The 22,118-nt window shown below is 40.4% G+C and carries 22 protein-coding genes; 16 read left to right on the forward strand and 6 right to left on the reverse strand.

The annotated features are described in order from the left end of the window. Nucleotides 1-232: 232 nt before the first annotated feature. Nucleotides 233-601: a hypothetical protein gene (locus tag MTN96_RS11600; protein ID WP_004588144.1), complete on the reverse strand. Its 369-nt coding sequence runs from the start codon at nucleotides 599-601 to the stop codon at nucleotides 233-235. Nucleotides 602-751: 150 nt separating this feature from the next. Between MTN96_RS11600 and MTN96_RS11605 the strand changes: the two genes are divergently transcribed. Continuing rightward, entirely contained in the window at nucleotides 752-1,504 is a 753-nt protein-coding gene (locus MTN96_RS11605; RefSeq protein WP_248531655.1) for a Nif3-like dinuclear metal center hexameric protein, read from the forward strand. Between the two features lie 13 nt (nucleotides 1,505-1,517). Here the strand turns inward: MTN96_RS11605 and MTN96_RS11610 are convergent, their stop codons facing one another. From MTN96_RS11610 to MTN96_RS11620, 3 genes are all read right to left on the reverse strand, one after another. Beyond that, nucleotides 1,518-2,282 (reverse strand): YdcF family protein, encoded by a 765-nt coding sequence (locus MTN96_RS11610; RefSeq protein ID WP_248531657.1) that lies wholly within the window; start codon nucleotides 2,280-2,282, stop codon nucleotides 1,518-1,520. A gap of 51 nt (nucleotides 2,283-2,333) precedes the next feature. Continuing rightward, nucleotides 2,334-3,221 carry a LysR substrate-binding domain-containing protein gene (locus MTN96_RS11615; RefSeq protein ID WP_248531659.1) on the reverse strand — a complete coding sequence of 296 codons (888 nt, stop codon included), beginning with the start codon at nucleotides 3,219-3,221 and terminating at the stop codon, nucleotides 2,334-2,336. Between the two features lie 453 nt (nucleotides 3,222-3,674). Then, nucleotides 3,675-6,044: a GGDEF domain-containing protein gene (locus tag MTN96_RS11620; RefSeq protein ID WP_248531661.1), complete on the reverse strand. Its 2,370-nt coding sequence runs from the start codon at nucleotides 6,042-6,044 to the stop codon at nucleotides 3,675-3,677. A 214-nt stretch (nucleotides 6,045-6,258) separates the two neighbouring features. On the opposite strand from MTN96_RS11620, the gene pyrC reads away from it, so the two are divergent. The 9 genes from pyrC (at nucleotide 6,259) to MTN96_RS11665 (ending at nucleotide 14,919) form a co-directional block, all read left to right on the forward strand. Next, nucleotides 6,259-7,308 (forward strand): dihydroorotase, encoded by a 1,050-nt coding sequence (pyrC, locus tag MTN96_RS11625; protein WP_064386682.1) that lies wholly within the window; start codon nucleotides 6,259-6,261, stop codon nucleotides 7,306-7,308. Between the two features lie 464 nt (nucleotides 7,309-7,772). After that, nucleotides 7,773-7,976, forward strand: coding sequence for a cold-shock protein (locus MTN96_RS11630; RefSeq protein WP_004588138.1), 204 nt, complete (start codon nucleotides 7,773-7,775; stop codon nucleotides 7,974-7,976). Nucleotides 7,977-8,841: 865 nt separating this feature from the next. Continuing rightward, entirely contained in the window at nucleotides 8,842-9,612 is a 771-nt protein-coding gene (locus MTN96_RS11635; RefSeq protein WP_004588137.1) for a DUF3450 domain-containing protein, read from the forward strand. 7 nt (nucleotides 9,613-9,619) lie between these two features. After that, nucleotides 9,620-10,984 (forward strand): MotA/TolQ/ExbB proton channel family protein, encoded by a 1,365-nt coding sequence (locus tag MTN96_RS11640; RefSeq protein WP_004588136.1) that lies wholly within the window; start codon nucleotides 9,620-9,622, stop codon nucleotides 10,982-10,984. Then, complete coding sequence (locus tag MTN96_RS11645; RefSeq protein ID WP_004588135.1) at nucleotides 10,984-11,508, forward strand: MotA/TolQ/ExbB proton channel family protein; 525 nt, start codon at nucleotides 10,984-10,986, stop codon at nucleotides 11,506-11,508. The genes MTN96_RS11640 and MTN96_RS11645 overlap by 1 nt, the downstream gene beginning before the upstream one ends. A 14-nt stretch (nucleotides 11,509-11,522) precedes the next feature. After that, nucleotides 11,523-11,927, forward strand: a complete 405-nt coding sequence (locus MTN96_RS11650) for a biopolymer transporter ExbD (protein WP_004588134.1) — start codon at nucleotides 11,523-11,525, stop codon at nucleotides 11,925-11,927. Next, nucleotides 11,927-12,541: an energy transducer TonB gene (locus tag MTN96_RS11655; protein ID WP_004588133.1), complete on the forward strand. Its 615-nt coding sequence runs from the start codon at nucleotides 11,927-11,929 to the stop codon at nucleotides 12,539-12,541. The genes MTN96_RS11650 and MTN96_RS11655 overlap by 1 nt, the downstream gene beginning before the upstream one ends. An 11-nt stretch (nucleotides 12,542-12,552) precedes the next feature. Then, nucleotides 12,553-13,812: a hypothetical protein gene (locus MTN96_RS11660; RefSeq protein WP_004588132.1), complete on the forward strand. Its 1,260-nt coding sequence runs from the start codon at nucleotides 12,553-12,555 to the stop codon at nucleotides 13,810-13,812. A 63-nt stretch (nucleotides 13,813-13,875) separates the two neighbouring features. Next, on the forward strand, nucleotides 13,876-14,919 hold the full coding sequence (locus tag MTN96_RS11665) for a hypothetical protein (protein ID WP_248531663.1): 1,044 nt from the start codon (nucleotides 13,876-13,878) through the stop codon (nucleotides 14,917-14,919). 4 nt (nucleotides 14,920-14,923) lie between these two features. On the opposite strand, the gene MTN96_RS11670 is transcribed toward MTN96_RS11665, so the two are convergent. Then, on the reverse strand, nucleotides 14,924-15,256 hold the full coding sequence (locus tag MTN96_RS11670; RefSeq protein WP_248531665.1) for a TraR/DksA C4-type zinc finger protein: 333 nt from the start codon (nucleotides 15,254-15,256) through the stop codon (nucleotides 14,924-14,926). A 57-nt stretch (nucleotides 15,257-15,313) separates the two neighbouring features. Beyond that, nucleotides 15,314-16,294 carry a tRNA-dihydrouridine synthase gene (locus tag MTN96_RS11675; RefSeq protein WP_054983096.1) on the reverse strand — a complete coding sequence of 327 codons (981 nt, stop codon included), beginning with the start codon at nucleotides 16,292-16,294 and terminating at the stop codon, nucleotides 15,314-15,316. 227 nt (nucleotides 16,295-16,521) lie between these two features. On the opposite strand from MTN96_RS11675, the gene MTN96_RS11680 reads away from it, so the two are divergent. The 6 genes from MTN96_RS11680 (at nucleotide 16,522) to dnaX (ending at nucleotide 22,096) form a co-directional block, all read left to right on the forward strand. Next, nucleotides 16,522-17,007, forward strand: coding sequence for a hypothetical protein (locus tag MTN96_RS11680; protein ID WP_096739419.1), 486 nt, complete (start codon nucleotides 16,522-16,524; stop codon nucleotides 17,005-17,007). 113 nt (nucleotides 17,008-17,120) lie between these two features. Next, a complete protein-coding gene (locus tag MTN96_RS11685; protein ID WP_095206655.1) occupies nucleotides 17,121-17,948 on the forward strand; it encodes a DUF692 domain-containing protein in 828 nt (275 codons plus the stop codon). A gap of 10 nt (nucleotides 17,949-17,958) precedes the next feature. Beyond that, nucleotides 17,959-18,711, forward strand: coding sequence for a DUF2063 domain-containing protein (locus MTN96_RS11690; protein WP_138578846.1), 753 nt, complete (start codon nucleotides 17,959-17,961; stop codon nucleotides 18,709-18,711). Nucleotides 18,712-18,783: 72 nt separating this feature from the next. Beyond that, entirely contained in the window at nucleotides 18,784-18,906 is a 123-nt protein-coding gene (locus MTN96_RS37025) for a hypothetical protein (protein WP_004588125.1), read from the forward strand. 172 nt (nucleotides 18,907-19,078) lie between these two features. Then, a complete protein-coding gene (gene apt, locus MTN96_RS11695; RefSeq protein WP_004588124.1) occupies nucleotides 19,079-19,624 on the forward strand; it encodes an adenine phosphoribosyltransferase in 546 nt (181 codons plus the stop codon). A gap of 3 nt (nucleotides 19,625-19,627) precedes the next feature. Further along, the gene (dnaX, locus tag MTN96_RS11700; protein WP_248531667.1) at nucleotides 19,628-22,096 is read left to right on the forward strand and encodes a DNA polymerase III subunit gamma/tau; all 2,469 of its coding nucleotides are present in this window, start codon (nucleotides 19,628-19,630) and stop codon (nucleotides 22,094-22,096) included. Nucleotides 22,097-22,118: the final 22 nt, after the last annotated feature.

The raw sequence follows: 22,118 nt of genomic DNA on the forward strand, positions 1-22,118 counted from the left end.
ATGTATAATCTCGCTGAGTACGCTTAACGTCTTTAGTTTTAGTGGTTTTCATAAAATAAGTCCTAAATGTGTAAACACATTTCAGGACAAGACAGTAATACACGTTTAAAAAGCGGCTATTAGCCGCTTTTTTTTAGCTCAAAATAAATTATTTAATAAAGCGAATTGATAGAAGGTGATAAACAGGCACAAAAAAACCGCTTAACGCGGCTTTTTATTAATCACATGTTGTTTAAACAACACCGCGCGGTAAGCGACAGTCGTGATCTTTACTTGCAAGCTCAACAATCCAAAGCTCTTCAGCTGTGTAGCCGTCTTCGCTTTGTGTTACAACAGTAAACGGCGCTGTTTTTTGTGCTTTAACAGGCGCAGCAGCTTTAGTTTTAGTTTTTTTCGCAGGCGCTTTTTGCTCAGCTTGTGCAGGCGATTTGCCAGAGCTTAATTCTTTCGTTAGCTCTGCTACATCAGCTAGGCGTAAGTTTTTGCCACCATCGATGCTGTACCAGCCAGGTTTTGTAGTAATTTCAGGTTTTTTACCATTGGCAGCTTCATATGCAGCTTCAAAGGCAGATAAAACTTCTGTTTTGTCTAGTTTGCTCATCAGAGACCCTATACGTTGTGAACACAGATAAAGAAGCCGTATTTATACCTATTTTCCAACTGTTTTTCAATTTTTTGCGATTTTCCTTCCATTTTAGCCCCATAAACGCCAAAATTTGCACAAAATTCAGTGCTGAGTAAGGTAATAAGTATGCAACGTAGAGAATTTAACCAACTGTTAAACGACATTTTAAAGCCTCACACAATTAAAGATTTTTGTCCAAATGGGCTGCAAGTCGAAGGTAAAAATGAAATCAGAACGATTGTTACGGGGGTGACTGCAAGCCAAGCACTCATTGATGCAGCAATAGAAAAAAAAGCCGATGCTGTTTTGGTCCACCATGGTTATTTTTGGAAAGGTGAATCGCAACCTATTACAGGCATGAAAAAACGCCGTATAGGGGCTTTGTTAGCGCACGATATTAATTTATTTGCCTATCATTTACCGCTTGATATTCACCCTGTTATAGGTAACAACGCCCAGCTTGCTAATTTGCTTGATATTGAAATAGAGACAGGGCTTGAACCCGTTACTAATAGCGTTGCTATGAAAGGACGGTTAAAAACTCCACTTACAGGTAGCGAGTTTGCAAATAAAATAGCCAAAGTTTTAAACCGCGAACCTTTAAGTAGTGTTGTACGCGATGAAAAAATTAACACCATTGCCCTGTGTACAGGAGGCGGGCAAGGTTATATCGATTTAGCAGCAGAGCAGGGGATTGATGCATACCTAACGGGTGAAGCCTCAGAGCAAACTATTCACAGCTCGCGAGAGCAAAATATAGACTTTTTTGCAGCAGGGCATCATGCAACAGAGCGTTACGGAATTAAAGCCCTTGGTGAGCTACTTACTAAAGAACATGGTTTTGATGTGAGCTTTATAGATATAGATAACCCAGTATAAATTTATATATACTCTACAGCGCCTCTGGGTTTATCCAGCGGCGCATACTTATCCAAGCATTCCCAATCACTTCATGGGCATATTGCGTTACTACACGTAATGCCTCAGCATTTGGTATAAATTGTTTATACAAAGGTAAAGCCGCAAAATTGTGATAATCCGTAGCGGCAGGAATTACCTCAATGCCTTGGGCATTAAACAAGTTTATTGAGCGCGGCATGTGTAGCACAGACGTAACCAGTGCAACCTTAAAATCAACGAGCTTAGGCGCGAGGAGTTTGGCTTCTGCGGCTGTATCCATTGCCTGTGGGTTTTGTTTTATGCGGTTTTTACTCACCCCTAAATTTATTGCTGTTTGGCTCATTAACGCGCTATTGGTTACTTTGCCATAGCCACCGCCAGATACGATAAGCGTTGCATTAGGGTATTTTTTTGCAAGCTTAACCCCTTCTACCAAGCGAGTAAGCGCACAATTTCCTAGCTGGTTATTAGCGCTTAAAGCAGGATTAGGGTTTATGTCGCAACCCAGCACAACAATTTTATCAAGGGTAGGGTGTTTTAGTGCATTAAATGCCAATGACACGGGCTCATTGTTTTTAATCAGTTGATGCACAGCAAATGGCGTACTTAACACTAAAAACGCCAATAGACTTAAGCTTGCGATCACTAAAGCAGGCTTACGTGCACGAAACGCCAAAACTAGCATTACAAACGCAAGTAAACCAAATAGTGGTAGCGGCATAATTAAGCCACCTAATAATTTTTTTAATTCAAACATAACAAGCAACATAAAACACAATAGGCCTTATGTTACTTATTCGTTTGTGATTTATCGACCGTTATTTTGCTTACAGGTATTTAAAAAATGGCGATAAACGGGGTTGTCTTTCATGTCTTTTTTCATTGCTAGGTACATAGGGCGGGTTAGCCCTAGTGCACCAAGCGGGATAGATTTAATTAAACCTTGGCTTTCGTAAGGTGTTACCAACCAATCAGGCAGCGCTGCTACACCCATTCCTGCACTCACTAGCTGAAAAATTAATAAGCCTTGATCTACATTTTTTAAGGTGCCGTCAAAGCGGGCATTTTGAATAAAGTGTTTAAATATATCTTGTCGCTCGCGCGGAATAGGATACGAAATAATGGTTTCGTTTTTTAAATCAAGCGCCGTTACATATGCTTTTTTAGCTAGGTCGTGATCAGGGGCGACGATAAGCTTTAATTTAAAATCAAATAAGTGAGCGTATTCAAGTTTATCAGGATCGCGTATATCTGAGGTCAATACTAAGTCGAGCTCATCGTTGAGTAAATCTGGTATAGCGTCGTAGCTAAAGCCGCGTTCGTAGTCAATTTTAATATCTGGCCAAAAATTATTAAATTCTTTAATAGTAGGAAGCAGCCAATGAAAACACGCATGGCATTCAACACTTAAGCGCAGTTGGGAAATAGGTTGATTAAGGCTTTCTTTTAAACGGCACTTAGTGGCTTCTACTTTAGGTAAAACTTCGTTGGCAAGTTCGAGTAATAGCATTCCTTGTGGCGTAAAGCGCACAGGTTGCGTTTTTCTTTCAAATAATTGGCAGTCTAATTTGTTTTCTAAGTCTTTAATTTGATGAGATAAAGCTGATTGCGTTAAAAATAATTCGCGGGCTGTATTAACTAACGATCCGGTGTTTTTTAATGTCGCAATAGTTTTCAGGTGTTTTATATCAATCATCTTTAATAATTCTCAAGGGAAAAGTGAGTTTGGCTCAGATTGACTACATACTACGCCTTTACAAAAAACGTTTCAACGTCTAGATGGCTAAAACAATCGATTAATTACTAAAATAACCCCTTAAAGTTAAATTAACTAATGTGAGTACTTTGGTTGCTACTGGTTTGATGAGTTTGGCATGAGTTTAGCTCAAGTTGTTTTGTTGGGTTATGCAGCGGCTGTTAAAATCGCGTTATGGGCAGGGCGGCTTAATAAATGGCACTGGTTTTTAAGAGGGATAAGTAATTATCACAACGCGCAATAACAGGTCTGTTTTTAATGGGCTAAAGCTTAAACAGCAACAACATGTTTTTATTACTTCAAAACTGAGCGCTTAAATAAACGAATGGGTATTACGGGGCTTACTTTTTATATCTTTTGGTTGTGAAAAAGTAAGCCTTTGGATAACAGCTACTACAGCGGTTTATGGATAAGTTTAATGGCGTGTTGTGCTGTAACTGGTTTTGACTTTAAAAAGCCTTGCCCGTAATTACATTGAGTGGCTTGTAAAATATTTAGTTGCTCTTGGGTTTCGATTCCCTCAGCCACAACTTCAAAGTTTAGTGATTGCGCTAATGAGAGAATGGCCTCTACTAATGGGTTATTGGTTTTGTTGAGGTGATCGATAAAGCTTTTATCTATTTTTAAAATATGAATAGGTAATTGGTGTAAGTAACCAAGTGCTGAGTATCCAGTACCAAAGTCATCCAAGCATAACTTCACTTTAAGTGGGGCAAGCCCTTCTATTATTTGGGTTGCTAAATCAAGGTTAGCAATAAGCCCTGATTCAGTGATTTCTAAACACAACGACCCTAAAGGCAGTTGGTATTTATTATACAATGCGTGAACTTGGGCAACAAAGTCGAGGCTGGCAAAATGACGCGATGACACATTGACCGTTACTTTTAAAAAGCGATGCCCTAATGTGTGCCAGTGCGCAATATGTTGGGCTGCGAGGTCAAGCAAGTGCAAATCGAGGTTAATAATTTGCCCAGTGGTTTCGGCTATCGGAATAAACTCATTTGGTGGCACAAACCCTTTTTTAGGATGGTGCCATCTCACTAATGCCTCAAAGCCGACAACTTCGCTTGTCGCTATAGTAAAAATAGGCTGAAAATAAAGCTCAAATTCGTTGTGTTCAATGCCGTGTTGTAAGTCGTTTTCTATATCGGCATGTGTTTTGAGCTTTTTACGCATGGTGTTATTAAAAAACTTAACTTGGCCACGCCCGCTTGATTTAGCTTCGTACATAGCGGCATCGGCTTGCTGTAATAACAAATAGGCTTTATCGTCGCTGCTTTCGCTAAAGGCGATGCCAATACTGGTTGATGCTTGCAATAAATGACTATCCACATTAAGTGGCTTAGCAAGGGCTGTGTTTATTCGTTTTAACGCTTCGCTAACCTGGTTTCGGTGCGTGATGTTTTCCATAAAAATAGCAAATTCGTCGCCACCAAGGCGTGCAAACGTATCAGTGTTTCTGACGGTGCCTTTTATGAGCTCACAAATTTTAATTAAAAAATGATCGCCAACCTCATGCCCAAGCGAATCATTGATACTTTTAAATCGATCAAAATCTAAATAAAGCAAGGCGTGGCTCGTGCCTTTTTTAACACGCGATAAACGCAAAATTGCATGTTTAATACGCTCAATAAGTAACGAGCGATTAGCGAGGCCTGTTAGCTCATCATGCAATGCTTTGTGTTCAAGCTCTTGCCTTGCAAGTTGCCTATCTATGGCCATACTAATTTGCCTACTTACGTAGGTTAAAAGGGCGCTGTCGTGTTCGTTGTAATGCAGCTTTTTATCGTAACTTTGAACAACAATTACACCGCTTATTCTATCATTTGCTTTAAAAGGCACACCTAGCCAGGATTCAGAAAGACGGCCTACAAGTTTAAAGTCGCCGTTATTTATATGTTGCTGATAATCGTTTTGATTTAATAGCAGTACACGGTCTGATTTTAGTAGGTAATACGAAGCTGTGTCTTTTAATTGCTCTTTTGATATTTTTTTGTGGGCGTGCGTTTGAATGCCTTCTTCAACGATGTAAACCAAATCGAGTATGTCTACTTGCTTATCGTAAAGGGCAATAAAAAAGTTATCTGCAGGAAGTAAGCTATTTATTATGCTGTGAAGAGACTCAAAAAAGGTATCTAGGTTACTGGCTTTATACGTTAAATTAGCGATTTGCAGTAAGCTGTTTTCAAGCTTTTGCGCATCATTTAACTGTTTTACTGTGTGCGTTAAGCTATTGACCGTGTTTACTTGGTTTAGCTTAGCACTTAATAAATGCGCAACCGTGGTCAATATTTCTAAATGGGCGTTTGTGAAGTAGTTTTTTATTGGATGTTCACAATCAATAACCCCTAAAACATGATCCTTGTATATAAGTGGCACACATAACTCTGATTGAGCAGGGCGTTCATCGGCAATGTAGCGAGGGTCTTGCGTTACATCGCCAATAATAATAGCTGTGCCTGTACGGGCGACATAACCGGTTATACCTTCGTTAAAGCCAATAATTTTACGCTCTGCTTGGTATTCGTCTCTGGCGTGGGTTATGCCCATAGAAGCGACTTGATTTAGCTGTAAACGTGTTTCATCAGCCAGGTAAATAACACAATCAACAAACCCTAGGCGGTTTACTACTTGAGTGGTTACATACTCAAATAACTCTTCTAGGGTATCGAGCTGTAATAAGCTTGAGGAAAACTGATTTATTATGCTCAGCTGTTCAGTTTTAACTTCGAGCGCTTTATAGGTATCGATATGATTCGACATAGGGTAATTTTATTCTTTTTATTTGTATTAGCACCGATAAGTTAACCCAAATTTGAAGCATGTTCAAAATAAAACGCTTAAACGAGTGTAATCGTCGTTAAACTTAAACCCAATAGTATTTTGCAGCACTCATAAAGGGGAATAGTTTAGATAACACTTTACTAGATCTTTCCATATGCCTATGATCGGATAAATTCAGCCGTGGAAAAAAGTAATGAGCATTAATACCGATTCAAAAAACACATTAACCATAACTCGTCCTGATGATTGGCATGTCCATTTACGTGATGGTGAGCAACTTAAAGATACAGTACGCGATATTAGCCGCTACATGGGCCGCGCCATCATAATGCCAAACCTTGTACCGCCAGCAACGAGCACTGATTTAGCGCTAGCTTATCGAGAGCGAATTATGGCAGCGGGGCCGCAGGGCAACTTTGAACCCTTAATGGTGCTTTACCTAACCGATAAAACCACACCTGAAGAAATTAAAAAAGCCAAAGCAACGGGTAAAATTGTTGCTGCCAAGTTGTACCCAGCAGGGGCAACCACTAACTCAGACTCTGGGGTTACATCAGTAAAGAATATTTACCCTGTATTAGAAGCGATGCAAGACGTGGGCATGCTGTTATTAGTGCATGGTGAAGTGACTGATTCATCAATAGATATTTTTGACCGTGAAAAAGTATTTTTAGAGACGATTTTAGGCGATGTTGTCGCTGATTTTCCAAATCTGAAAATAGTGCTTGAACACATTACGACAAAAGACGCTGTTGATTTTGTGACAGCCGCACCCCAAAATGTGGCGGCAACCATTACCGCGCATCACTTATTGTACAACCGTAACCACATGTTAGCTGGTGGCATACGTCCGCATTATTACTGTTTACCTATTTTAAAGCGCAATATTCACCAACAAGCATTAATGGCGGCAGCTATAAGTGGAAATAAAAAGTTCTTTTTAGGGACTGACTCAGCACCACATTATAAAGATAAAAAGGAAGCTGCATGCGGTTGTGCCGGCGCCTATACAGCACATGCTGCGATTGAACTTTACGCCGAAGCCTTTGAAGAGGCGGGCGCACTGGACAAACTAGAGGGCTTTGCAAGCCATTTTGGGCCTGACTTTTACGGACTTGCCCGTAACACCGATACAATTACCTTAGAGAAAAGCCCTTGGCAAGTTCCCGCAAGTTACACACTTGGTGACTCACAAGTTGTGCCTATTAAAGCAGAAGCTACGATTGACTGGCAGGTTAAGTAAAGTGCATTAAAGTAGCATTGTATTAAAGCCGTATAGCTTGCTGTACGGCTTTTTATTTGCTTGAAATTCAATCTTTACGCGAGTTTTAACGCTCTTTACGAGGTACTTTATTTGTAAAGCTAAGCTGTTATACATGATTTGTTACAATTAGGAGCAACAAAGTTGCCGTTTTTTGTTCAATTTTAGCTTTAAAAATAACCACTTACACATAATGCTTTATTTATTTTTGTTCTGAGTAAATAAATCTTAATTAATAGAGCCAAAAAAAAATTAATGTGTTAACCTTAACTTGCTTTGAGTTTTTGCGTATTGAATTTACGGATATTGTGCTGCGTTTAAGGTTACCGGTTAGGTTAAAACTTGTTCCTGTACTATACCTCCAGAATTTTGGGCACTGACTCAGGGAGGATATAGCCATAATAATATGGCTGAATTTTAATTATTGACTTACAGGAAAATTTAGTATGTCGGTTACTGGTAAAGTAAAATTTTTCAACGAAGCTAAAGGCTTTGGTTTCATTGAACAAGAAAATGGTCCTGACGTGTTTGTACATTTCAGCGCAATCACTGGTTCTGGTTTTCGCACTCTTAGCGAAGGTCAAGCAGTGACTTTCAGCATCAAACAAGGTCAAAAAGGCCCTGAAGCTGAGAACGTAGAAGTAGCATAATTTTAATTATGTGAACCTTAGTTCATCTTGGTGAAGCAGTTTTCTGTTTCACCATAATTCCTCAAAATCTTCCTCATTGTTTTTATACTCTCTAATATTGTTTGTTCACTCCCTAATACAGTCAAACGTTAAAATTTACTTCTCGCTATAGCTTCAAACACGTTTAACATATTTGCCATTTAAATAGTTAAAAACCCTATTTAATAGCAACGCCGCTTCAATACACTAACAGTTCATAATCTGCATACTTTCACCAAGCTTAAACAATACATTTACCACACGCATAGTGTGTATTAAAAAACCGTGTAATTAACTGAGTGTTTTACTGGCTTTAATAAGGCTTAACTTGGGCTTAGCAAAGTTAAAGCCATTAACTTAAATGCAGTAATATTTATACATCATCTCAAAACCACTTTCGAATTGTTGTATTTTTATACGATGAAGCGCAGGATTTGTAAGTTAAGATGTGTTTTTAGCCTAATTTAACCAAATCTAGTTCATCAAATTGTCACATTTTTATTATTTTTGTTTTTTTTTAAGGTGCAATTCAGTTTTGTTTAGATGTTGCATTTTTGTTTCATGTAAGTGTCTAATTTTTAACTAGTGTTTAATTTTAAAGGGGCTATATAATGCTAAAACGGCTTAATGCTGGTTGCATTTATGTTAACAGTATTTTTTGTAATACTTTAGTTTTAGCTTTTTCAAGGTATTTATTTACTTTGAATAGCTAACATCAAGTTGACAGGGCGTATTGCATTTAGCATTATTGGAGGGTTGATATCTATTAAAAGATATCAGGGTTGTCATCCTTAATAAGGTTGATAATTAAATTATAAAAGTAACATTACTTAATTGGTTGGGAACTATGTCTGTTAAAATCAGAAAGAGTCTTGTAGCATCTGCGTTGGTTGGCGCTTTTGCATTTGCAAGCAGCAATGTGATTGCAGATCCTTTGAATGACGTGCAAAAAGCAGGTCAGCAAATTCAAAAGGCTGCTGTTAAGTCTCAAACTAAAATTGACAACGTATACGGTCAAACTCAAGAGCTAATCGCTGAGTACCGTAGTATTGTTGATGAGACTGAACTTATGAAAGTGTACAACGATCACGTAGCACGTTTGGTCGCTGACCAAAATGCGTCAATCGAATCGTTTGACCGTCAAATCGCTACTATCGACAACACTAAACAAAACGTTGTGCCTTTGATGTATCGCATGATCGATACGCTTGAGCAATTCATCAAAGCGGACGTTCCGTTCAATCTTGATTCTCGTCTTGCTCGTGTAGAAAGACTTCGTGAAATCATGGCTTCTGCGTCTGTAACGACGTCTGAGAAATTCCGCCAAGTTCTTGAAGCATACACAGTTGAAACTGCTTACAGCTCGGCTGTAACTGCTTCTCAAGGTACTTTAGAAGTTGATGGTAAAAACATTAACGTTGATATCGGTCGTTTAGGTCGTATCACTTACGTAGCACAATCTTTTGACTTAAAACACGCTTGGGTGTGGGACAACAACACTAAAGAGTGGAAAGAATTAGGTGAAGAATACCTAAAACCAGTTAAAGAAGTGATTCGTATGGCGCGTAAGCAAGCGACACTAGAACTTGTTAAACTACCAATCTTTGGCGCGGAGTAATCGAATAATGAAGAAACTATTTAAAGGTTTTGCTGTTGCAGCAGTACTATCTGTTTCTGCAGGTACCGCGCTTAATGCACATGCAAATACTGATGCTTTAGATAAAATTCTTGAGCAAGTAAAGCAAGAACGTATCTCTGAAGGTAAAATCAATAAGCAACGTGAGCAAGAGTTCTTATCAGAACGTGCTGACAAGCAAGCATTACTTAACAAAGCAAAAAGCCAATTAGCGTCTGAAAAAGCACGCGGTGACAGCTTAGCTAAGCAATATGCACAAAACGAAAATACATTAGCTGAAAAAGAGCAAGCGCTTCAAAACGCACAAGGTACTCTTGGTGAAATGTTTGGTGTTGTACGTCGTGCAGCGCAAGACGCTATCGGTTCTATCGAAGCTTCACTAGTAAGTGCTGAAAAGCCAGGCCGTGCAGAAGTACTTCGTTCATTAGCAGCTGCTAAAGAGCTTCCAACAGTTCGTGAACTTGAAGAACTTTGGATTGCACTTCAAACAGAAATGACTGAGTCAGCAAAAGTTTCTACTTTTGAAACTGAAGTGTCAGGTCTTGACGGCAACTCTACAGTTAAGCAAGTAACACGTATTGGTAACTTTAACTTAGTTACTGACGAAGGTTACTTAATCTACTCGCCAGAGACAAAATCTATTCAGCCTTTAGGTAAACAACCTGATAGCTACATTTTAGATGGTATCTCTGCTCTTGAAGGTACTTCTTCTGACAATTACGCTGGCGTATACATTGACCCGACTCGTGGTGCAATCTTACGTATCAACACGCAGAAGAAAACGCTTATGGAATACTACGAGCAAGGTGCTGAAGTTGGTTACATCATTACAGTTTTATTAGCTGTTGGTCTACTAATCTTCTTAGTACGTTTCGTTGACTTAGCGCTTACTACTTCTAAGATCAAGTCTCAGCTTAAAAACTTGTCTACACCGAATACAAACAACCCACTGGGTCGTATTCTTAAAGTGTACCATGACAACAAGAGCCAAGACGTTGAAAACCTTGAGCTTAAACTTGATGAAGCTATCTTACGTGAAACGCCACGTGTTGAAGCTGGTATTAACATCATCAAGATTCTTGCTGCAATCGCACCGTTACTTGGTCTACTAGGTACAGTAATCGGTATGATCTTAACGTTCCAAACAATCACATTGTTCGGTACGGGCGATCCGAAGATCATGGCTGGTAACATCTCTCTAGCTCTTGTAACTACAGCGCTAGGTCTAATTGCTGCACTACCACTTATCCTACTTCATTCAATTGTTGCAGGTCGTAGTAAGTCAGTATTACATATCCTTGATGAGCAAAGCGCAGGTATCGTTGCTACTCACGCGGAGAAGGAGAAAGCCTAATGCTAGTCCTGATGGAGATATGGGAATCTATCAGGGATTTTGTTGGCACAGGCGGCCAGGTATTATACGTGGTCGCGATAGCACTCTTTCTTATGTGGGTTTTAATGATTGAGCGCTATTGGTTCCTACTTGCTGAATTTCCTCGTTTAACGAAGGATATTGTAGCAAAGTGGGATGCCCGCCAAGACACTACGTCTTGGTACGCACACAGAATCCGTGAAGCATGGATTTCTGAAGCGTCTGAAAAATTAGATCAGCGTATGTTGTTGATTAAAACATTAGTAGCTGTTTGTCCTTTAATAGGCTTACTTGGAACTGTAACGGGTATGATCGCGGTTTTCGAAACCATGGCAACCCAAGGTACTGGTAATGCACGTTTAATGGCATCAGGTATTTCAATGGCAACAATCCCAACAATGGCTGGAATGGTTGCGGCACTATCTGGAGTTTTCTTTAGCTCACGCCTTGAGGCAAGAGCGAGAATGGTGAAAGCCAAACTTGTAGATAGCATGCCTCATCACTAGAGAGAGAATTAAATATGGCACGTAAACAACGTTTTCGTGAAGAAGAAGAAGCAGCGGTAGATATGACGCCAATGCTTGACATCGTATTTATCATGCTTATTTTCTTTATCGTAACTACATCGTTCGTTAAAGAGGCTGGTATCGAGGTCAATAAACCTAAAGCGGCCCAAGCTACGAAGCAAAAAAATGCTAACATTTTTGTTGCTATTCGCAGTGATGGTGCTATCTGGATTGATAAACAGCAAGTTGATGTTGAACGTGTTTCAGCAAAAATCGAAAGTTTATTAGCAGAACAACCTACTGATGTTGTGATTTTGCAAGCTGATAAAGAAGCAAAGCACGGCGTAGTGGTTAAAGTTATGGACCAGATCAAAGCGACAGGTGACAACCTGAGAATTTCAATAGCTGGAGATCAGTAATGATTCGTTTTCTGTTTTCACTGATTGCAGGTGGGGCAGTTACTTTCGGCTTGTTCTACTTCATGGCTTACCTCATCTCTGGTGGGGCTGACCGTAATACTGAACAAAAAGAGCAGATCATAGTCGAAATAATGACGAATCCGCCTGAATCTAAGGTGCAGGAGAGGAAGCGTGTTCCGCCTCCGCCTCCGCCACCGCCAAAGCAGCCGCCTAAACCGCAGCCGCCACAGCCGGAGAATAACAATCCTAACCCTGGTGCTATGTCATTTAACATGGGTAGCATCGATGTAGGAAGTTCGGCTGGTGGACTAAGTGGTCCAGGTGCATTTGGACGAGATGGTGATGCGACACCTATCGTTCGTATTGAACCAAAATATCCAACGCAAGCAGCGCGTGATGGTAAAGAAGGTTGGGTACAACTTTCGTTCACAATTGATGAGTTAGGTGGCGTGACTGACGTTCAAGTTATTGACGCAGAACCAAAACGTATCTTTGACCGTGAAGCTAAACGTGCATTACGCAAGTGGAAATACCGTCCTAAAATTATTGACGGTAAACCACAAAAACAAGTTGGTTTACAAGTTCAACTAGACTTTAAACTTAACCAAGGCTAAGGAGGCGAGTAATGAGAAATTTATCTAAAGTAACTGCTCTTGCAATTCTTATGTCTGTGTCAGGTGCAGCTATAACTGCACCTGTATTAGCAGCGCCGGATTACGCTAAAATTGAAGAGCGTAAAAAAGCCAAGACTAAAATCATGGGCGAGCGTACTGGTAAAAAGGTAATTAAAGCGTTTGACTTGTACAATGAAGACAAAATTGATGAAGCAATTGCCTTGTTAAAAGAGATTGACGCATCTAACGACTTCGATAAAGCGACTGTAAATCGTTACTTAGGTAGCATGTACGCGCAAAAAGAGAAGTACGATGAAGCGATTAAATACTCTAGACAAGCTGTTGCCCCTGATATTTTAAACTTCGCAGATCACGAGCAAACTTTAAAGCTATTAGGTGATTTATACGCAGGTACTGAAAAGTTTCAAGAAGCCAAAAAAGCTTATACAGCTTGGATGGACTTCACCGGCGAAGAAGACCCTAAAGTGTATACTCGTATCGCGCAAGCTAACTATCAGTTAGGTCAGTTTCGTGATGTTTTTAAACCTGCCGACAAGGCAATCTCTTTACAAAAGGAGCCTAACAAGGCCCCTTACCAATTAAAATTAGGTTCTTACTTTGAACTTAAAGATTACGCCAACATGGTGAAAATTGGTGAAGAGATTGTACGTGTTTGGCCAGATGACAAAAAAGCCTGGGTTAGTTTAGGTAAATACTACCTACAAACCGAAGACTACTCTAAAGGTCTAGCGACCATGGAAGTAGCATTCAAAAATGGCTATTTTGAAGCGGAAGTAGATTACAAAGTACTTTCTAACTTTTACTCTTTAAACGAAATTCCATTTAAAGCGGCTAAAACCCTTGAAAATGCGATTAAAGAAGACAAAGTTAAGCGTACTAAGCAAAATGTTAACGCAATTGCTAGTAACTACCACCGTTCTAAAGACATCGAAAAAGCTGCTAAGTACTACGAAGAAGCTGCTAAATTTGACGACGATGCAGAGCTTTACCGCAAAGCAGGATCGTTACTTTTACAATCTGAGAACTTTAGTGCTGCTGTTGTTCGTTTGAACAAAGCGTTAGAGCTTGGCTCTGACAAAAAAGGCACCATTTATTCAGACTTAGCTGAAGCGTACTACTACCAAGCTAAATACAAGCAAGCTTATGCTGCTATTACTAAAGCAATGGACGACCCACGCACACGTAAGTTTGCTAAAGGTTGGTCTACATTTATTAAAGATAAAGCCGCTCGCAACGGTGTTAAAATTTAACTTTAATTTGTTTTAGCAATTATATAAAAAGCCCCTTTGGGGCTTTTTTTATTGGAATTTATAATGAATAAAACGCATCTTTTGTCTGTCCTATTTAGTCTGTTTTTGGTTGCTTGTTCAAAACAACCACCGCCTTTTGAATCTTATGATGCTGCGCAGCAGAGTATTAAAAGTTTAAACACGGTGCTAAAGCCTGCAGACACTGCAAGTGTATCCACTGAACAAGTACTGCCTTTTTCCTCAGCGTATTTATCGCTTCGTCATCAGATGTATCAGCGCCTACAAACAATGACTCTTTCAAACGCGCAAACACAGCAGCTAAATTACTTAATTATTGCTGAGCGTTTTCCTGAGCGCTTTTTCAGCTGGCCTGCACAGGTCAATGTGTTAGAGAACTTATTATCAGCGCAAATTCAAAGTACTAAGGCTAACGAGGTAATTGAGTGGCTTAAGTTCACTCAAGATCAATTAGACAGTGCGCTGCAAAGCAATTTGAGATTAAACAAGGTTGAATTAAACCTCCTACAGGGTTACTTACAAACGTCACAATTAAAACAATCTAGCGTAAGCGATTTAAAAGCCCAGATTTCAGAGTTTAATGATTACTTGGCTCAGTACAAACCAAGGGGGAGCATTGGCTTACGTGGACTTGCTAATGGCAGTGAATGGTATCAAAGTAAACTAAATTACTTCAGTGGGGCAGTTAAGTCGCCTTTGCAATGGGTTGATACTATTAATCAGCATCTTCAAATTGACTCGCATACTGCGCCTAATTTGAGCTATAACGAGCATCATAGTACTTCGTTTATTAGCCAATATTTAAGCAAGGCGCCAAAAGTAAAAGGGATTGATTGGCAAACTGATTACATGCTATTGCCAGCTATGGCTAAAAACAGCCAGCTGAGCCCAGAAGATAAAAGGCTAATGCTTGCGCTAATGGAAACCGATGTGGGCATACACTACCATGCATGGACTTTATCTCAGGCAAAAGTGAACTTAGTAAAACGATTAGCTATTTCACAGCGCGATGCGCAGTATTTAGTTGAAGATAGTGTGCTTTACCCAGGCCACGCTTTTAGTTTTGCCGAGCAACTATTAACACTTTAAACGCTTATGTGCGCTTAGCGCACATTTCACAACGCTGTGTTGCAGGGTCTTTTTTAAGTAACCGCTCAGAAATTGCTTCTTCACAATCGCAGCAATAGCCGTATTGACCAATATCAATTTGGCTTATTGCCGCTTCTAATTCTGCCAGCCTATTAACTAAAGTTTGATATTCAGGACCTAAGTGGTAGGTGGCCGTGTCAAGCCATTCGTTATGCTGGCTAGTTAATATAACGTCACGTAGCTTAAGATGGGCAGGGTATGCAGATTGGCTCAGCATCGCTAATATTACTGATTTAACGTGTGCTATTTCACTGTGCAGTTGTTGCTGATAAAGCATATTGGTATAACCTTCATTTAGCGTTTCGTTATACCGGTATTATCTGAGCTGCGCTGCTTATACGCTATGATTTGAATCAAGTTGCGGAGACTTAGCGTATTTTTTTAAAACCTGTGCTACATCACCTTTTACTTTAAGACGTCTTATTTCATCAAATAGTGCATTAGCTTGTGGGTATTGGCGTTTTAGATAACCCAGCCATTGTTTAGTACGAGAGGCAAAATATTTTTCATCTTGTGTGGGGTCTTGATGAATAGCAGAGTGAATCAAATGATAAATTATATGTTCCCACTCTAGGCCATTATATTGTTCATTATTAACATGAGCTTTAATTTTTTTCGCTAAATCAGGGTGAGAAAGCGCACCGCGCCCTAGCATTAAATCGCTACACTGGCTTCGGGTCTGGCAAAGTAGGGCATCTTCCACTTGCCAAATTTCACCGTTGGCAACCACGGCTATGTTTTTACCTTTTATTAGCGGGGGGATTTTTTCCCAGTATGCAGGTGGGTTATAACCATCACGCTTAGTACGGGCATGTATTGCAATACTATCTGCACCGGCGCTTACAACTGCATCTACAATTTCTTGGCTATTGCTATCATCATCAAAGCCCAAGCGTATTTTAGCGCTTACTTGATGTTTACTATCGACCGCATCCCTTACCGCTTTGATTATGTCATACATATGATCAGGGTCTTTTAGCAGTACAGCGCCCCCGCGGCTTTTATTTACCGTTTTTGCAGGGCAGCCAAAATTAAGATCTATACCGTGGGAGCCTAATTCGATAGCTCTAACCGCATTTTCTGCTAATACGTCGGCCACTTGCCCTAATAACTGTACGCGCACAGGAGTACCGGCTTTGGTTAAACCGTTATTATTGAGCTCAGGACAATAGCGATGAAACACTTTAGCCGGTAAACATTTATCAATTACTCTAACAAATTCTGTTACGCATAGGTCAAAGCCACCAATATTGGTAAGAAGTTGGCGCATTTTAAAATCAACAACACCTTCCATAGGCGCTAAAACAAGTTTCATAGAGTATTTTTATTGAAAAAACGGGTGCGTAGTGTACCTGCAAAGTATGGTTTGATAAAACTTAAATTACTGCCCATATTTGTTTGTATAAATTTAAAAGTAAAAAAAATGAAAATAAATGAAAGTTTTTATTTGATAGCGGGTCTATTTAATTATACAAGCAACGCATAATTGACAATAATTAGTTTGCGTTATCTTAATACACACTTATATAAGAGAGTCATACAATGAATACAGTAAAGAAAAACTCAATCGCGTTAACCTTAGGTGCAGTAGTTGTTGGCTCTGCAAGTTTTGCCTCTGCAGATGCACAAGCAAACCCATTTGAATTTCAACAGCTAGTAACCGGATACCAGCTTGATGCGGCAGAAGGTAAGTGCGGTGAAGGCAAATGTGGCGGCGACGCAAAAGGTAAAAAAGAAGGCAAGTGCGGCGAAGGCAAATGTGGCGGTGAGGCAAAAGGTAAAAAAGAAGGTAAGTGCGGCGAAGGCAAATGTGGCGGCGACGCAAAAGGTAAAAAAGAAGGTAAGTGCGGCGAAGGAAAATGTGGCGGCGACGCTAAAGGCAAAAAAGAAGGTAAATGCGGCGAAGGCAAATGTGGTGGCGACGCAAAAGGCAAAAAAGAAGGTAAGTGCGGCGAAGGTAAATGTGGCGGCGACGCAAAAGGTAAAAAAGAAGGTAAATGCGGCGAAGGCAAATGTGGCGGCCAATAACAGGCTGATTTAAGTACCTGATTTACTCAGATATACGTTATGCTAAAAGGGCCAAAAGGCCCTTTTTGTTTTAGGAGATAATGATGAGAGCAACACAAAACTCAGCATTTGGGATGGTGGGCTTAGGTCTTCGTCGAGAGATGCTTGATGAACTACTAGCGCATACACCAAAGCAAATCGATTTTATGGAAGTAGCGCCTGAAAACTGGCTTAAGCTGGGAGGGCGCTTTAAAAAACAATTTAAAACCTTAACTGACGCCAATAATTTTGTTTGCCATGGTTTATCGCTTTCTATCGGCTCGCCTGAACCTCTTGATATTGAATTTGTTAAATCGCTAAAAACGTTTTTTGATCAGCACAACATTAAACTATTCAGTGAGCACCTAAGTTACTGCTCTGGAAAGGGGCACATGTACGATTTAATGCCAATCCCTTTTACTGAAGATGCCATTGCACACGTTGTACCTCGCATCAAACAAGTGCAAGATATTTTAGAGCGCCAAATAGCCATCGAAAATGTCTCCTATTATGCGGCGCCTGGTCAGCAGTTATCTGAGCTTGAATTTACAAACACGATTTTAGAGCAAGCCGATTGTAAGCTACTGCTTGATGTAAATAATATTTATGTTAATTCAATTAACCATGGTTACAACGCCGAAGCGTTTTTATTAGGGCTACCTTCAAAACGCATTGCATATGGACATGTAGCTGGGCACTACAATGAAGCCGATGATTTAATTGTTGATACCCACGGCGCTGATGTTATTGACCCCGTATGGGATTTGCTTGATAAAGCGTACCAAGCGCATGGGGTGTTTCCTACCTTATTGGAGCGTGATTTTAATATTCCAAGTATAAATACACTTACAAAAGAGCTTGATATTATTCACGATTTACAAAATAAGCAGTTATGCGCATCGCCTACTCAGCAATTAGCATAAAGGAAGAAATATGAGCTTTATTGACAGCCAAAATGAGTTTATGGCGCACATACGTGAGCCTGAGCATAACCCAAAGCCTAACGATATTGAAGATAGACGCATGGCGATTTACCGCGACTTATTTTTTAATAATATTGCAGGGTTCATCTCATCAGGTTTTCCGGTGCTTAAAACTTTATACACAAAGCAACAATGGCAAAAATTAATAAGGGCATTTTTTAGTGAGCATGACTGCAAGTCGCCTTATTTTTTAGACATAGCAGGGGAATTTATTAATTACTTATCGAGCAGCTATACCCTGCAAGAGTACGATTATGCATTTATGCTGGAGCTAGCACATTATGAGTGGATAGAGCTTGATGTTTCCGTGGCTAATGAAGATACCAACGAGCAACGCTTAAAAAGCACTGAACTAACCAGTTCTGAACTTTACTTATCGAGTGTAGCGCGTAATTTAAGCTACCAATATGCGGTGCAAAATATCAGCACAGAGTATAAACCCAGCACGCCATCTGAGCAGCCTAATTACTTTGTTGTATACAGAGATGATAACGACGACGTACAGTTTTTAGCCACAAATGCAATGACCGCCTTGCTACTTTCAATAATAGAATCCAATGCGGGCATTGAGTTTGAGAGTGTATGCCAGCAGGTTTTAGTGCATGCGCCTAATTTTAGCGAACAACAAATTGCGCATGGTGCGTTAAGTACACTTAATGCAATGTGCGAGCGCGGTATTATCGTGACAAAAAATCAACATTAAGGTCTTTATAGATGTTTTTACTTCGTCTATCATGGCAGCCTTATTTGTCGTGCTTAAAAAAAGGTTATACCAATGTCAGATGATAAAGACTTTAAAGATCCGTTTAACGCTACTTACTTTATTGCTTTTTTAGCAGTTTTTGTAGGTATTGGCTGTTTAAATGCGATTTTAGGCTGGATCACAAGCCTAACTTAAAGCTCCTTGCTCTATTAAGGCTGTTGTTTATATCAGCCTTAAGCTTCTTTTCTTCCTCCACCCTTATAATTTTCAAACCACCTTGGTATTAATAACAGCAAACTCGCATTTTAACGTCAGTTAAGGTTATAATCAGCTGCTTTGAAATATAAACTATTGAGCAATTAAACTTATGACTCAAGTAACACCCGCTATTATTAAAAACAGTATCGCAACCATTGCCGACTATCCTAAACCAGGCATTATGTTTCGTGATGTAACAACACTAATGGCAAATCCAGAAGCCTTTAAAGCAACAATCGATGCTTTTATAAACGAATATAAAAACCAAGGCTTTACAAAAATTATTGGTACAGAATCTCGCGGCTTTATTTTTGGTGCACCGCTATCTTACGCGTTAGGGATCCCTTTTATTCCTGTTCGTAAACCAGGCAAGCTACCACGCGAAGTGATTCGCCAAGATTACCTACTTGAATACGGTGAAGACACATTAGAGCTTCATGTTGATGCTATTGTCCCAGGCGACAAAGTATTATTAGTTGACGATTTATTAGCGACCGGTGGCACAATTGAAGCCACAGCAAAGCTAGTTGCAAAATTAGGCGGCACAGCCACTGATGCAGCGTTTGTTGTTTCATTACCAGAGCTTGGTGGTGAGCAGCGTATAGAAAAAATGGGTATTAAAATCTTAAAACTGGTTGAGTTTGAAGGCGAGTAATTGATGAGTTATCAGGTTCTAGCGAGAAAATGGCGTCCGCAAACCTTTCATGAATTGGTTGGCCAGTCTCATGTAAAGCAAGCGCTTGTTAATGCGCTAACGCAAAATAGACTGCATCACGCTTATTTATTCACTGGAACCCGTGGTGTGGGTAAAACGACCATTGCGCGTATTTTTGCTAAAAGCTTAAATTGTGATGAGGGTATATCGGCATCTCCTTGTGGGCAATGTAGCAGTTGTACTGACATAGAAGCAGGGCGATACATTGACTTACTTGAAATCGATGCCGCTTCTCGCACCAAAGTAGAAGATACTCGTGAAATTCTTGATAACGTTCAATATGCCCCCACGCGTGGACGTTATAAAGTATACCTAATAGATGAAGTACACATGCTCTCTAAGCATAGCTTTAACGCGTTATTAAAAACGTTGGAAGAGCCGCCAGAGCATGTGAAATTTTTACTAGCAACCACCGATCCGCAAAAGTTACCTGTTACCATTTTATCACGCTGTTTACAGTTTAACTTAAATGCACTTTCGCAAAGCGAAATTAAAACTCAGCTTGAGCATGTCCTTACTCAAGAGGAGTTAAACTTTGATAAAGATGCGCTAAGTATTATTGCAAAAGCCGCCGATGGCAGTATGCGTGACGCGTTGAGCTTAACAGATCAAGCTATTGCGCAAACCAACGGCGACATAAACAATCAAGCCGTACAAGCTATGCTTGGTTTAATGGACACACATTACAGCCAGAGTTTGCTTGCTGCTTTGTTAGCACAAGATGGTGGCGCACTGATGGACGAAATAGCCCAAGTAGCGAGCCGTAATCCTAACTATATTGCACTACTTGATGATTTAATTGCATTAACTCACCTTATTCAATTAACTCAGCTTGTCCCTCAAGCAGCGCAACTTGATGATAAAAACGCCGATTATGTTAGTCATGTTGCACAGCACACCCAGGCTCAACAAATACAGGTTTATTACCAGTTACTATTAAACGGTAAAAAAGACTTACAATGGGCGCCAGAGCCTCGTTTAGGCTTTGAAATGATAATGCTGCGTTTATTAGCATTTGAGTCTGCAGGTACAACGCCTGCTCAATCGCTTTCTGAGCCTAGTGACACACCAAGTGCAGCAATGCCTGCGCCTACCAGTAGTAAAGGCCGTGCCGATGCGCTGCGTGATATATTAAATAAAAATAAAACACCATCGCAAGACGAAACTCCTGCTCCGCAAGTAATGGTTGAGAAAAGCCAAAACCAAAGCACAGCGCAAAGCCAAACAAGTGATGAACCAGTAGAGCAACCGCCCACAGAGCAGCTAACACGCTCGCCAAGTGAGCAAAACAGCAACAGCGCATCAGCTGCGGCTCAAAGCCCGCAAAACGATATACCGAGCCCTGTGCAGCAAAGTGCGCACATAGCTAAGAGTGGCGATGCTGCTGAGCGCCAAAGTGAAGACGATGCTTATCTGCAACACAGTAATATGGAGCAAAGCTTAGCTGCACAATTTGATGATGTTATGAGCAGTGCGGTAGATCAAGGTTATAACCCTGCACCTGTAGCGCAACACACACAACCCGCGCCTGAAAACGCCGATGCTAAAGATAGCAGTGTGCGTGAACAAGAAGCTCAAGCACAATCAGCAATTGCGCGAATTTTACGGGATAGAAATATATCGGGGGCAGGCAGGCTTTCAGGGGGGAGTGTAAATACCTCTGAGCAAGCGCAAACACCAAAAACACCTGCCCAAGCTACGCCTAACAGCGAAGCAAAGCCACACAATACAAGCCCGCAAGCGAGTGAGTCACAAAACGATTCACCGCCATGGCATGACCATGCGCAAGGCGATAGCGAAAAAAAGCCAACGCTCCCAGTAACAGGGAGCCAAACGCCAGCTGAGCCAGTAACGCAAAGCCAGCCAGCGCGTAAGGTTGATTTTAAAGAAAAGCATCAAACAATTACTGAAAACTTAGCGCCTGAGCTGCTGGAGCAAATTAATCCGCAAAAAAAGCCTGAGGTAATAGAGCAAGAGCCCGCTATACCGGTTCCTGATGATTTTCAAAGCCCAATTAGCGAGATTAAATTTGCGCATCAGCAAGATGAGTGGGCTTATTTAATTAAGCGTATGGGGCTTGGTGGGCGAATGCGCCAATTTGCATTACACTCGATTTTTACCAAGCAAGGCGACAGTTTACATATTGACGTGGATGAATCGCAAAAACACTTAGATACGCCCATGCTTAGGCAAAAGCTCGATGCGGCGTTATCAAGCATTTACGGGCATAACGTATCGCTGAGTATTAACTTTGCAAAAGGGGTGATTGACTCGCCTTATTTAATTCAGCAAAAAATAGATGCAGGGCGACACCAGCAAGCAATTGATGTGATCACATCTGATGAAAACATAGTACAATTTCAGCAGCTATTTAGCGCCGAAATTGACGAAAACAGTATTCAGGCATTGTAATTAAATACAATCGCCCTTATCT

Source organism: Pseudoalteromonas sp. 2CM28B, assembly GCF_023161935.1.

Coding starts and splice junctions, on each gene's coding strand:
- MTN96_RS11600 (WP_004588144.1), bottom strand. CDS start 601: ATGAGCAAACTAGACAAAACAGAAGTTTTATCTGCCTTTGAAGCTGCA.
- MTN96_RS11605 (WP_248531655.1), top strand. CDS start 752: ATGCAACGTAGAGAATTTAACCAACTGTTAAACGACATTTTAAAGCCT.
- MTN96_RS11610 (WP_248531657.1), bottom strand. CDS start 2,282: ATGTTTGAATTAAAAAAATTATTAGGTGGCTTAATTATGCCGCTACCA.
- MTN96_RS11615 (WP_248531659.1), bottom strand. CDS start 3,221: ATGATTGATATAAAACACCTGAAAACTATTGCGACATTAAAAAACACC.
- MTN96_RS11620 (WP_248531661.1), bottom strand. CDS start 6,044: ATGTCGAATCATATCGATACCTATAAAGCGCTCGAAGTTAAAACTGAA.
- pyrC (WP_064386682.1), top strand. CDS start 6,259: ATGAGCATTAATACCGATTCAAAAAACACATTAACCATAACTCGTCCT.
- MTN96_RS11630 (WP_004588138.1), top strand. CDS start 7,773: ATGTCGGTTACTGGTAAAGTAAAATTTTTCAACGAAGCTAAAGGCTTT.
- MTN96_RS11635 (WP_004588137.1), top strand. CDS start 8,842: ATGTCTGTTAAAATCAGAAAGAGTCTTGTAGCATCTGCGTTGGTTGGC.
- MTN96_RS11640 (WP_004588136.1), top strand. CDS start 9,620: ATGAAGAAACTATTTAAAGGTTTTGCTGTTGCAGCAGTACTATCTGTT.
- MTN96_RS11645 (WP_004588135.1), top strand. CDS start 10,984: ATGCTAGTCCTGATGGAGATATGGGAATCTATCAGGGATTTTGTTGGC.
- MTN96_RS11650 (WP_004588134.1), top strand. CDS start 11,523: ATGGCACGTAAACAACGTTTTCGTGAAGAAGAAGAAGCAGCGGTAGAT.
- MTN96_RS11655 (WP_004588133.1), top strand. CDS start 11,927: ATGATTCGTTTTCTGTTTTCACTGATTGCAGGTGGGGCAGTTACTTTC.
- MTN96_RS11660 (WP_004588132.1), top strand. CDS start 12,553: ATGAGAAATTTATCTAAAGTAACTGCTCTTGCAATTCTTATGTCTGTG.
- MTN96_RS11665 (WP_248531663.1), top strand. CDS start 13,876: ATGAATAAAACGCATCTTTTGTCTGTCCTATTTAGTCTGTTTTTGGTT.
- MTN96_RS11670 (WP_248531665.1), bottom strand. CDS start 15,256: ATGCTTTATCAGCAACAACTGCACAGTGAAATAGCACACGTTAAATCA.
- MTN96_RS11675 (WP_054983096.1), bottom strand. CDS start 16,294: ATGAAACTTGTTTTAGCGCCTATGGAAGGTGTTGTTGATTTTAAAATG.
- MTN96_RS11680 (WP_096739419.1), top strand. CDS start 16,522: ATGAATACAGTAAAGAAAAACTCAATCGCGTTAACCTTAGGTGCAGTA.
- MTN96_RS11685 (WP_095206655.1), top strand. CDS start 17,121: ATGGTGGGCTTAGGTCTTCGTCGAGAGATGCTTGATGAACTACTAGCG.
- MTN96_RS11690 (WP_138578846.1), top strand. CDS start 17,959: ATGAGCTTTATTGACAGCCAAAATGAGTTTATGGCGCACATACGTGAG.
- MTN96_RS37025 (WP_004588125.1), top strand. CDS start 18,784: ATGTCAGATGATAAAGACTTTAAAGATCCGTTTAACGCTACTTACTTT.
- apt (WP_004588124.1), top strand. CDS start 19,079: ATGACTCAAGTAACACCCGCTATTATTAAAAACAGTATCGCAACCATT.
- dnaX (WP_248531667.1), top strand. CDS start 19,628: ATGAGTTATCAGGTTCTAGCGAGAAAATGGCGTCCGCAAACCTTTCAT.